This window comes from Leptospira wolbachii serovar Codice str. CDC, from assembly GCF_000332515.2.
Classification (GTDB): domain Bacteria; phylum Spirochaetota; class Leptospiria; order Leptospirales; family Leptospiraceae; genus Leptospira_A; species Leptospira_A wolbachii.
In genome coordinates, this window is the sequence record NZ_AOGZ02000004.1 from 1 (window position 1) to 10899 (window position 10899).

General features: G+C 33.3%; 14 protein-coding genes and 1 pseudogene. All 15 read right to left on the reverse strand.

Translation table 11 applies throughout. From position 1 onward, the window contains the following. Positions 1–256: 256 nt before the first annotated feature. On the reverse strand, positions 257–562 hold the full coding sequence (locus LEP1GSC195_RS01500) for a HigA family addiction module antitoxin (protein ID WP_015679759.1): 306 nt from the start codon (positions 560–562) through the stop codon (positions 257–259). Between the two features lie 11 nt (positions 563–573). Next, positions 574–856: pseudogene (locus LEP1GSC195_RS19415) on the reverse strand (type II toxin-antitoxin system RelE/ParE family toxin). A 342-nt stretch (positions 857–1198) separates the two neighbouring features. Continuing rightward, entirely contained in the window at positions 1199–1498 is a 300-nt protein-coding gene (locus LEP1GSC195_RS01505; RefSeq protein ID WP_015679761.1) for a helix-turn-helix domain-containing protein, read from the reverse strand. Then, positions 1495–1809 (reverse strand): type II toxin-antitoxin system RelE/ParE family toxin, encoded by a 315-nt coding sequence (locus LEP1GSC195_RS01510; protein ID WP_015679758.1) that lies wholly within the window; start codon positions 1807–1809, stop codon positions 1495–1497. The genes LEP1GSC195_RS01505 and LEP1GSC195_RS01510 overlap by 4 nt, the downstream gene beginning before the upstream one ends. Positions 1810–1861: 52 nt before the next feature. Further along, positions 1862–2260 carry a hypothetical protein gene (locus LEP1GSC195_RS01515; protein WP_232227612.1) on the reverse strand — a complete coding sequence of 133 codons (399 nt, stop codon included), beginning with the start codon at positions 2258–2260 and terminating at the stop codon, positions 1862–1864. 295 nt (positions 2261–2555) lie between these two features. Further along, a complete protein-coding gene (locus LEP1GSC195_RS20245) occupies positions 2556–2762 on the reverse strand; it encodes an NINE protein (RefSeq protein ID WP_051122337.1) in 207 nt (68 codons plus the stop codon). Then, complete coding sequence (locus tag LEP1GSC195_RS20250; protein WP_015679764.1) at positions 2740–3516, reverse strand: 1-acyl-sn-glycerol-3-phosphate acyltransferase; 777 nt, start codon at positions 3514–3516, stop codon at positions 2740–2742. Before LEP1GSC195_RS20250 ends, LEP1GSC195_RS20245 begins: the two co-directional genes overlap by 23 nt. A 427-nt stretch (positions 3517–3943) precedes the next feature. Beyond that, positions 3944–4420, reverse strand: a complete 477-nt coding sequence (locus LEP1GSC195_RS01530; protein WP_015679762.1) for a DUF3368 domain-containing protein — start codon at positions 4418–4420, stop codon at positions 3944–3946. A gap of 7 nt (positions 4421–4427) precedes the next feature. After that, positions 4428–4682: a UPF0175 family protein gene (locus LEP1GSC195_RS01535; protein ID WP_015679757.1), complete on the reverse strand. Its 255-nt coding sequence runs from the start codon at positions 4680–4682 to the stop codon at positions 4428–4430. A gap of 277 nt (positions 4683–4959) precedes the next feature. Beyond that, entirely contained in the window at positions 4960–5625 is a 666-nt protein-coding gene (locus tag LEP1GSC195_RS01540) for a hypothetical protein (RefSeq protein ID WP_015679766.1), read from the reverse strand. Positions 5626–5631: 6 nt separating this feature from the next. Beyond that, on the reverse strand, positions 5632–6285 hold the full coding sequence (locus LEP1GSC195_RS01545; protein WP_015679767.1) for a hypothetical protein: 654 nt from the start codon (positions 6283–6285) through the stop codon (positions 5632–5634). Between the two features lie 201 nt (positions 6286–6486). Continuing rightward, positions 6487–7893 carry a hypothetical protein gene (locus LEP1GSC195_RS01550; protein WP_015679756.1) on the reverse strand — a complete coding sequence of 469 codons (1407 nt, stop codon included), beginning with the start codon at positions 7891–7893 and terminating at the stop codon, positions 6487–6489. A 652-nt stretch (positions 7894–8545) separates the two neighbouring features. Then, a complete protein-coding gene (locus LEP1GSC195_RS01555) occupies positions 8546–9478 on the reverse strand; it encodes a Fic family protein (RefSeq protein ID WP_015679765.1) in 933 nt (310 codons plus the stop codon). Between the two features lie 272 nt (positions 9479–9750). Next, on the reverse strand, positions 9751–10056 hold the full coding sequence (locus LEP1GSC195_RS01560; protein ID WP_015679763.1) for a HigA family addiction module antitoxin: 306 nt from the start codon (positions 10054–10056) through the stop codon (positions 9751–9753). A 13-nt stretch (positions 10057–10069) separates the two neighbouring features. Beyond that, positions 10070–10351: a type II toxin-antitoxin system RelE/ParE family toxin gene (locus LEP1GSC195_RS01565; RefSeq protein WP_015679760.1), complete on the reverse strand. Its 282-nt coding sequence runs from the start codon at positions 10349–10351 to the stop codon at positions 10070–10072. Positions 10352–10899 lie beyond the last annotated feature (548 nt).

Sequence of the window (10899 nt, forward strand, 5' to 3'; positions counted from 1 at the left end):
TTATTTGTCAATTCATAAAAATGAATATTTACGCGTAGACTGCTACCTATGTTCCGAGGTATACATTTGCTGACTGTCGTATAACGAACTAGGCTAACCGACGTAGGCTGGCCCTGAGTCCCGGAACGGGACGTTAGGGACTGGTCACGACACTTGCGAATGCAAGGGGAGTGCCAGAAGCCTATGTGTCGCAGACCGAGCGAGGGCGAAGTCCCGAAGCGAAGCGGTTAGATGCTGTTATACGACGTGCTTGGGTTTAACTGGCTTTAAGTTCTTTATATTTTTTTATTGCTCTTAACTCATTTTTCAATTCATACTGTTTTATTTCTAAATCATAATGAGCTTGAATAGAGAGCCAGAACTCAGGAGAATTTCCGAAGAATTTAGAGAATCGTAAAGCCGTATCTGCAGTGATTGCTCTTTTTCCATGAATAATTTCACTAATTCTTTTTTGATCGATAAGGGTACTTTGTGCCAGTTTATACGCGTAGAATTCCATAGGTTTAAGAAAGTCTTCTAAGAGAATTTCCCCAGGATGAATGTTCATAAGTTCTTTATTCATACAGAATCTCCTTAATGATAATCTACAATTTCAACGTTTTCGACAGAGCCATTATTCCAGTTAAAACAGATTCTATATTTCATATTAATACTTATTGAATGTTGCCCAGATCGGTCGTCAGTAAGCTGGTGCAGTCTATTTCCGGGTGGTGTCTTTAAATCGTCTAGCGTTTTTAGCACTATCGATATGGATCATTTTCCTTCTAGCGGTTCTTTGAATATCCTTTGGAAATTTTTTAGATAAAGCACCATTCCAAATTGCTTCAGTTTCTTTATCTCTGAAGGATTTTATCACAAGTCAATGCTGGTGTATTAGGATACTAGTGTCAAGCGCTATTAGTGGTAATTGAGAGATATTTTGATTAAAGGAAATGACCTCAAATGAAGACTTTTCTGCATTTCTTACCTTGTCTGTATCAAACAGATTTGAAATTTAAAAGTTTATATTTCCAAGCATGTCGTATAACGAACTAGACTTACCGAAGTTCCCTGACCCTGAGTCCCGGAGGGACGTTAGGGACTGGCACGTAGCTTGCGTTTGCAAGCGAGTGACAGAAAGGGAATTTGCCGTAGGCCGAGCGAGGCCTTGTGCCGAAGCGTAGCGGTAAGTCGCTGTTATGCGACGTGGCTTATTTTGCTAAATATTTTTGCTTTTTAGATGTATGACTGGTTCTGCATCTAATGCTTTTGCAAGTTTATTTATAAAGGATAAAGATAGATTTCTATAATTTCCTGATTCCAATCTTGCTATTGCAGGCTGTGATGTTCCTATTTTTAACGCTAAATCTTTTTGAGTTAAATGCCTTTTTTTTCTTAATTTAATAATTTCTTTGGCAAGAGTAAATTCATTTGCTAAGGCATCATACTCAGCTTTGAAATTCTTTTCTTTAATCTCTTTTTTTAAAAGAGAATCAAAATTTTTCGTTTTTGGTTTCAAGTTGCTTCTCCTTTGTATTGATTCATTAATTTCTTTGCTTTATCAAGTTGATCACGGTTAGTTTTTTGATCTTTTTTAATAAATCCAGAAGTAATAATAATGATTTTTTCTCTTTCGAAAAAATAGAAGAATCTGCAAATATTGGAACCCTGCTTAATTCTTAGTTCAAATAAACCGTTGAATCCAGCTATTTTTTTGGAAAATGGTTCCCTTAGTTCAGGTCCGAATTCCTTTAATAATTCTATAGTTCTAAAAGCTTTTGCTTTAATCTTATTTTCTAATTTTAAAAGAAAATCTTCAGCAGGTTCCAAAAGCTGAACGTTGTAGGTCACGGTATTTATATATCAAATATGATATAATATGTCAACTCAATTTTGAATTTAAATAGTCTTTTAGTGAACCACTTCTTAATAAATGATTTGCTGTGTAAAATACGAAAATGCCGAAAGGAACTTGAGTTATTAAGCCTAATAAAATTGGATAATTCAATGTACATAAACCAAAAATTAGATTAAATAAAATATCAAAAATCATAACTAAGACTGCTATTGCAATAGCGGTTTTAAAATTAATAAAGAGTAGGATAATTACAAGTGGATCAATGAAAACTAATGATGACCAAAAGGCATTAAGTATAAACGGTGCAAATGTATATCCTAGTAATCCCATTTTTATAATATCAATCGAGTGTGATATAGTTCCTATAGTAAATCCTATTATATAGATCAAAATGACTGCAGTATTCTGCTTATTGCGGTTCATAAATACCATTTTTAATTTTAAGAATTAGGTTTAAGCCATGTCGCATAACGAATAGACTTACCGAAGTTCCCCGACCCTGAGTCCCGGAACGGGACGTTAGGGACTGGCATGTAGCTTGCGGAAGCAAGGCGAATGCCAGAAGGGGAATTTGCCGTAGGCCAAGCGAGGCCTTGTGCCGAAGCGAAGCGGTAAGTCGCTGTTAGTTGCAGTTTTCACTATTTAAGATTAGATTTCTGAGTGAATCTCTTTATTTTAATTATTTTGTGATGTATGGAGGAAAGAAAGTTAGCTTAATTTATAAATTTGCTTCAAAATTGTCTTTGAAATTACCTGTAAAGATTAATACGATGTCTAAAATCCATCCTAACATTATTATGCCACCAGTAACTAAATATATAAATCCTAGTCTACCTCTCCCGACATAGAATAAGTGAAGACCGAAAAATCCTCCAAATATACATAGAATTAATGCGATGATTCTACTCTTTTCTGATTTGTACATTATAACCTCGAAATTTATCTAAAATTCTTGTATTTAAATCTAAAAATTTCATTTTTGAATATTCACTGTGTGAAATTGTATCTAATATTGTTAGTTTGATACGGGTTGAAGGAAAAAAACTTCTACTGTTAGTGGGGTATAAATGTTCTGAATTTAAAACAATTATATCACAGTTTGTTTTATCTAAAATCTTTTTATAGTTACTTAACAACTTTTGACACTCAAATATATCGTTATAACCGGCGGGAAAATGTAAAACTGATAGCTGTTTATGTCGTAAGCAATTAATTGAATGATTTAGAAAAGTGTAGGGTTTTTTTGGGTGAAATTTTATGAATTGAGCAGTATGAATCGTCCAACCAAAGAATGGTATATAAAAGTTATGGTATCTAAGAATAAATGCAATATTATGCTTGAAAGCTTTCAAAACAGCGAAGAAGTCAATCGGTGAATTGAAATTCATTAATATTAAATAAGGTTTAGCTGATTTATTAAATTCGATTTCATCAACAGATAAATTGAAAATATATGAATGAATAATTACATAGTAATATAGAATAATTCTTGAATATTTACCGTCTCTTCTGAATGGATATACAATCAGTGCAATTATTGAAAGGCAGATTATTAGTGGATAATTTATTAAAACAATAAATGTTAAAGAAATAAATGTTCCAATAAGTTTTCTTAGAACATTTATTAATCTTTTCAAATTACTGGTAATTCCTTGTAACACTTTTTTTCCGACAACCATAGCAGATGTAACCTAATCCGCAGGTGCAGCATATTATTAATAAATGATCAAAAAAACTTCTTGATTCATATGAAACAGATTTTTTGGGGGCGTTAGATTGATTTTCAGACATTATTTTTTATTCTCCATAAATTTAGTTTACTTTGTCTTTTTGATAAGAACATTACAAGCATTTTGCTGTGTTTTCAAATCATTTGCCAACCTACAATATATCGTTTGAGATTTCAATTCTTTTTTGGTCTGATTGAAAATTGCAACTAACGAACTAGGGGAGACGACGTTGTCCGTAGCTGAGCCTCTGGAGGAGGCGTTAGCGTCGGCGCGCCTTCTTGCGGAGCGAGAAGCGTGACGGAGGACAATGTGTCGTAGACCAAGCGAGGCCGTGAGTGCCGAAGCGCAGCGTTTCCCCGCTGTTACACGCAGTCGCTTATTCGCCAGTCATTTGTAGTGCTTTTTCTATTAATGCTTTGGAAAGATGGATTTCATGTTCTTCCAGGAGCATTAATGAACTTTTAATTTCAGAAATTAATCCCTTATCTTTTGCAGAAATGAGAATTCCAATAGTCCCAATTACTTTTTGATTTTCTAATTTAGCTACTTTTCTGGCTTTTTTATCATCGAGTAATAAAATACTATTTTTAAATTCTTTCGAAAGGACGATAGCTTCTGATTCACCTTTTCCCAGTGAAAGTTTATAAGCGTTAAATGCCTCAATATTGTTACATCTTTTTATATAGGGTTTAGTCCATTCTTGTAACGTGGAACTGAATTTTTTGTCTGTCTGAGCAATTTCTTCGTAAACTGAGAAAGGAACGATGATTTCTTGAAAAATGTCATCTAGAAGATGTAGCTTTTTGATAATAGCTAGTGAAATTAGGGGAGAAGAGTCCGCAATAATTATCAAAGTAATTCTATTTTAATAAAGAAAATTCGGAATCTAGGTCATCGGAATCATAATCAATAACTGGTATTCCGTCTCGCGATATTTTTTGCATAAAAGTTTTTAGATCTAAAGATGAGAACTCAGCGGCTTGCGTTAAAGTAAATCTACCCTTAGTAAAAAGGTGTTTAGCAAATTCAAATTTCAAATCATTCTTTAGTGAATCTTCTGTTTCATTTATTGCTAAAAGTAGATGATCCGGAATCTCTATCTGCAAAAGGCTCATGGTTCAATTTTGATGAATAATTTGGATTTGTCAAATTGATTTACTTGAGTATTTGTTTGTATATTGCCTTTTCCGGTTAAATTTTAAGCGATTGCGTGTAACGAACTAGACTTACCGAAGTTCCCCGACCCTGAGTCCCGGAGGGACGTTAGGGACTGGCATGTAGCTTGCGAACGCAAGGCGAATGCCAGAAGGGGAATTTGCCGGAGGCCGAGCGAGGCCTTGTGCCGAAGCGTAGCGGTAAGTCGCTGTTATGCGAAGTTGTATTTTTTTTAAATTAATAAATAGTGTAAAAATTTTCACTAGTAATTATTTGAAAATGAGGAACAGTATCATAATTGTAAATATACCATCCTAATACTTTTAATGTTACTTTTAACTTATTACTTTCTTTAAAGCCATCGAAATTTGAGATTAAAAATTCAGGTTCGTTGGTTAATTTGAATATTACATTTTTTTCAGATACTGCCGTTTTCATATAAAAGATAGAAAGAATAATGTTAATACATTCGCCTTTGAATGCTAGGGGATTTCTCAAGGCTACCATGAATTGTTCATCACCATGTATTTCGCCGACGCAATTTTGAGATTCAATTTCGTCTAGTTTCTTTCTTTTATTTATAACCTCTTTAGTTGTAAAAAGAAAGGGATAATTCAACATTTTACTTACGTATAGTTCTCCTATACTTCCTATTATATTCGTCCTAATTCTTTTTTTATCATCACTGTATTTACAAAGTGTATATATGGAATTTTCTCTTAGGTTATTTTTAATAAAATCTGGATTTGTATACCATTCATTGCAATGAAATGAAACACTAAACATTTTTTCCTTGGAAAATTTATTTATATCGGGAAATTTATTGAGTAAATCATTTTCTTCGTGTATTTGACTTGAATAGCATGATATAAAAAATAGGGTAAATGTAATTATATTTTTCATAATTTTTTAATTGGTTCGAATAACGGTATATTCTGGAAATTCCTTGCCTGAGAGACTTTTTATAAAGGTTCCTTTTGATTTCAAAGTAAAGCCTGGTGATATTAATTTAGTATATGGCGATTTAAAGTAAAGATAGACATTTACTCTGTTTGCAATAATAAAAAATCCTTCCTTTTCGCTAGGCATTTTTATCATTTTAATATAAAAATTTAGCCTGAAGCACTTGTCTTTATAAGCGAAGGGATTAATGATTGATTGATCAAATTCATATAAAGTAGACAAGCCTGTGCATTCTTCCTTGTAATAATCATCTTCAATTTTTCTAGTTAACACATACGATTTTGTTGAGAATACAATCAATGGATCTTTTAAGCCTAATACTTTCGCAGCATAAAATTCCTCGTTTTCGCCTATGACTTCAGCTTTTAATTCTTCTTCTTCGCATTTTTCACTGTTGATTATATTTGAATAATCTTCGATATTCTTAATATCTTTAATCCAATATTGGCAATTTATCGAAACTTTGAATATTCTGTCATTTTTTAATAATTTTATAGACTGATCATACTTTACTAAGTCATCGACTGATCTTATTTTAGTAATACAATTTGTTGATGACAAACTTACTATTAATAGTTTTAGAATAATTTTTTTTTTCATTTTTTATCTCGCGGTTCTAATTGAATGAATTTAATACAATTTCGCATAACGAACTAGACTAACCGACGTAGGCTGGCCCTGAGTCCCGAATGGGACGTTAGGGATTGGCACGACGCTTGCGTAAGCAAGAGGAGTGACAAAAGCCTATGTGTCGCAGACCGAACGAGGGCGTAAGTCCCGAAGTGAAGCGGTTAGTCGCTGTTATGCGCCGTTTTTATCTAATATATTGACATTAAAATTTCTCTCTAGGATCTTTTTCATTAAAAGTGCAAAAGAGCTTTTCCAAATTCCTAAGATGATGATATTTAGAAAATTGGCTCTAAGAAAAAATTCGTCCGAGTCTAAGGAAATCGAGGATTCTGCTGATTTAATTTCGAAGAGTAAAGGACCATATTTTTTTGAAGTGAGAATAATTTTGAATTTCTCTGAGTTTTTGACAGAAAATATTTTAATATTTTTGTCTTTGATATAGGCAATATTATAAACGTAGTAATATACCTTCGGAATTGGTAGATTTTTTTTTATCTGATTGTAGTGGTTTGGTTCAGTATAAAATATTTCTGATTTCAGATATTCTCTTATTATTTTTTTTCTAAGTTTAAAATATTCAATATAGTATTCTTCTTTAAATCCATATATTTCGGCGCCTAAATTAATTTGCTTTTTTACTTTTAAAAAATTTTTAAAATTTATTTTGTAATTTTTTATAATAGCATCCTTTGGCGAAATTAAATTAAATTTTTTATAGAATTCCTCTAAAATTGATAGGATGTTATTACCAGAAATTTCACCTTGTATACTTTCTATATATTTTAATATTTCCCTTAATCGATTATTAGGGAAATATTCTACTTTTCTACTGCTAAGATCACCGTTTAATGAATGGAAAAGTATAGTAGCAATCAATTTTAAATCTAGTTTACCATATTTCTTATAAAAGAATTTAATAATTTTATTATAAGAGTTTGTCTCTTTTTTTTGCAGGTAATTTTGAATAAATAATTCACAACAATTTTTACCAAAATATTGATGTATGCATTGGGCCTGCTGGATAATTGCTAAACCTTCGTAAATATCATGAACATTTAAAGTGGAGTCTCTAGAATAGTTATTATGCTGGTAAAAATGTTCTTTGAATTTCATTATTTCTGAATAGAACTCTTCCGAAATAAATTCTTTTTCAGTTTGAATCCAATCTAGTAGTGGTACATAAATATTTTTATTTTTATTTTTTTGATGAAGAAATCCAATTAAATTTAGTATTTCTAAAAAATTGCTATTTAGATCGACAAATTTAACAAGTTGCTCACTTCCATGAACGGAAAGTAAGAAATCATGGTAATGGCGTAGTTCATGATCATAAACTGTGGTAGTATGCAATCGATTAATGAAACTTAACTTTTTGTGATAAATTTTTAAATCTGATTTTTCATTAATTGTTAAATAAAATGCTGCCTTATTCTCGATTTGTTTTGCTTCTTCCTCTGTAAAGGTCTGTTTCTGAAATAAGGTTTTTGAATTAATGAATATTCCCGTAAGAATATGGTTGAAAAAGCCTATCTCTCTTGTCACTGGCAATATATTTTTAGCGATGTCTTTGATATTCATATTGGTTTATAAAAATGGCGCATAACGAAAAAGCTTACCGACGTTCCTCGAAGCTGAGCCTCTGTAGGAGGCGTTAGCGTCGGCGCGATTTTTGCGGAGGCAAAAAATCGTGCCGGAGAGGAATGTGTCGGAGACCGAGCGAGGCCGTAAGTGCCGAAGCGCAGCGGTAAGCGGATGTTAATTGCAGTAGGTTTCTGCAGAAAAAGATAATAGTCGAAAGGGAAATCTCATCAAGCGCGAAAATTTTCGATCCGAATCTTTCTTTTTTTATAAATTTATATTGGAACTAGTGAATTAAAAACTCATCTTTCTTCATTTAATGGAAAAATATAAATCTTTAGCAAATCACAGTTTGATAAAAGTATATTTGAAGAGAGTTTCCACTACTTAAAGGCAGTAATATATTAATTCCTCAACCCTTTCTAAAGAAAATTTTCGCGCGTTTTTTTTATATGATTTAACCTATTGCAATTAACGAACTAGACTTACCGAAGTTGTCCGACCCTGAGTCCCGGAATGGGACGTTAGGGACTGGCACGTAGTTTGCGGCTGCAAACGAGTGACAGGAGGACAATTTGCCGCAGGCCGAGCGAGGCCTTGTGCCGAAGCGTAGCGGTAAGTCGTTGTTATACGAAGTCTCCAATGTAGACATTTAATTTTTCTTTATAGAGGTTTCTTCTAGGTAAGTTTGAACTGCTTGGATAGTCGTCATCCAATTTCTATTAAATTTTACAGCTGATAGCTTTCCGGTTCTTGCAAGTAAAGAAAGATATTCTAATGAAAAATTGCAATATTTGGTTGCTTCCTTTAGGGTGATGTATCCCTGTTTTTCATTTGAAGAATCTGGTCTAAGAGCATTAAGATAAATTATCAAAGATCTTTCAATTGAGCGTCCAACAAAATCAAGGAATGTTGATGGATTTCCCTTATCAGCTTCTCGTAGAACTTTATAATATTTTTTTCTATCGAGATGTAGAATAACTGCTGGAGGGTAACCTTCCTGCATAAGAATTAGATTCATTAAAAGCCTTGCAGTTCTTCCATTTCCGTCAATGAAAGGATGTATGAATACTAGTTTGTAATGCATCCACGCAGCTATTTCTGGTATTGATATTGATTTATAATTTATATAATACCATTCAACTAATTCCATTACTAGATCATATATTTTTCCTGCACTGGGAGGTATATGAGAAGCTCCCGTGATTCTAACATTGGTACTTCTAAAGACTCCAGCCTGTTCATCATCAATATTCTTTAATATTTTCCCATGAATTTCTCGAATTAGATTTACTGATATGAAGGTTTTTTTCTTTATTATTTCTTCGAGGAAGTAAATTCCTTCTTTGTGATTTAAAACTTCAAAATGCTCCCTGAGGCTCTTGTTCCCAATAGTAATTCCTTGTCTTAAAACTAAATCCGTTTCTTGTAAGCTAAGAGTATTTCCTTCAATGGCATTTGAGTTGTATGTCCACTCTAAATAGAATTGTTCGTTTAGTTTACTAACAATTCCTTTAGGAAGAGGCCTTAGTTTATCTAATTCCTTCTTTTTCCCTTCGATACTTTTTATGAGATTTGGGTTCATATCGGATAATTATATTTTTAATCAATCCGATACCATTTCAATCCTTTATTTATTTAATTCGATGTAAATTTTGGAGATTTCGTATAACGAACTAGACTTAACGACGTTCCTCGACCCTGAGTCCCTGAAGGGGACGTTAGGGGCTGGAACGAGGCTTGCGGAGGCAAGAGGAGTTCCAGAGAGGAATGTGTCGAAGACCGAGTGAGGGCGCAAGTCCCGAAACGAAGCGTTAAGTCGCTGTTATACGACGTCACCATTGTAATGATAAAAAATTAAGAAGCTATTGCTAAATCTTTGTAATTGTGAATTCCGTTAAATTCTTTCTGTTTTTTTAACATTTCTTCTTCCAAATCGTAATCATTTTGTAAACCAAGCCAGAACTGCGGAGTAGTTCCGAAGAATTTCGATAACCGAATTGCGGTATCAGCAGAAACAGATCTTTTATATAGTAGAATTTGACTGATTCTCGTTTGCGGAATACCAGTTTCCTTCGCAAGTCGATATGCAGTGATTTTTAAGGGAGTAAGAAACTCTTCCAATAGAATTTGTCCCGGATGGATGTTTGGTAAACGTTTCATATAATCTCCTTTCTTAATGGTAATCAACAATTTCTAGTAAAGAAGCATTATTTCCATCCCAATTAAAGCAGATACGCCATTGATCATTAATACGTATGCTGTACTGACCTTTCCTATCGCCTTTTAAAGGCTCAAGTTTATTGCCAGGAGGAACTTTTAAATCTTCTATATTTTGAGCATTATTTACCATCCTAAGCTTTTTTCTGCCTTGGTTCTGAACTTCAGTTGGTAAATCTTTAGAAAACTCACCTTTCCAAACTTTTTCAGTTTTTTTGTCAGCAAAACTTAGAATCACTATTGTATACTAACGTAAAGCGATACTGTTGTCAATCGATATTATATTCAGAATTTAATTTCAGGTGATGTCGTATAACGAAAAAGCTTACCGACGTTCCTCGTAGCTGAGCCTCAGTATGAGGCGTTAGCGTCGGCGCGATATTTGCGGAGGCAAAAATCGTGCCGGAGAGGAATGTGTCGGAGACCGAGCGAGGCCGTGAGTGCCGAAGCGTAGCGGTAAGCGAATGTTAATTGCAGTAGGTTTCTATTGTTATAGATATTAGTCGAAAGGGAAATCTCATCAAGCGCGAAAATTTTCTATCCGAATCTTTCTCTTCTTATAAATCAAGATTGGACCTAGCGAATTAGAAACTCATTTTTTTTTCGTTTTAATTGGAAAAATATATATCGTTTGCAAATCACAGTTTAATAAAAGAATCTTTGAAGAGAGTCTCCGCTACTAAAAGGCAGTAATATATTAATTCCTCAACCCTTTCTAAAGAAAATTTTCGCGCGCTTTTTTTGTATGATTCAACCTATTGCAATTAACGAACTAGACTAACCGAC

Coding starts and splice junctions, on each gene's coding strand:
- LEP1GSC195_RS01500 (WP_015679759.1), bottom strand. CDS start 562: ATGAATAAAGAACTTATGAACATTCATCCTGGGGAAATTCTCTTAGAA.
- LEP1GSC195_RS01515 (WP_232227612.1), bottom strand. CDS start 2,260: ATGAACCGCAATAAGCAGAATACTGCAGTCATTTTGATCTATATAATA.
- LEP1GSC195_RS20245 (WP_051122337.1), bottom strand. CDS start 2,762: ATGTACAAATCAGAAAAGAGTAGAATCATCGCATTAATTCTATGTATA.
- LEP1GSC195_RS20250 (WP_015679764.1), bottom strand. CDS start 3,516: ATGGTTGTCGGAAAAAAAGTGTTACAAGGAATTACCAGTAATTTGAAA.
- LEP1GSC195_RS01535 (WP_015679757.1), bottom strand. CDS start 4,682: ATGAGCCTTTTGCAGATAGAGATTCCGGATCATCTACTTTTAGCAATA.
- LEP1GSC195_RS01540 (WP_015679766.1), bottom strand. CDS start 5,625: ATGAAAAATATAATTACATTTACCCTATTTTTTATATCATGCTATTCA.
- LEP1GSC195_RS01545 (WP_015679767.1), bottom strand. CDS start 6,285: ATGAAAAAAAAAATTATTCTAAAACTATTAATAGTAAGTTTGTCATCA.
- LEP1GSC195_RS01550 (WP_015679756.1), bottom strand. CDS start 7,893: ATGAATATCAAAGACATCGCTAAAAATATATTGCCAGTGACAAGAGAG.
- LEP1GSC195_RS01555 (WP_015679765.1), bottom strand. CDS start 9,478: ATGAACCCAAATCTCATAAAAAGTATCGAAGGGAAAAAGAAGGAATTA.
- LEP1GSC195_RS01560 (WP_015679763.1), bottom strand. CDS start 10,056: ATGAAACGTTTACCAAACATCCATCCGGGACAAATTCTATTGGAAGAG.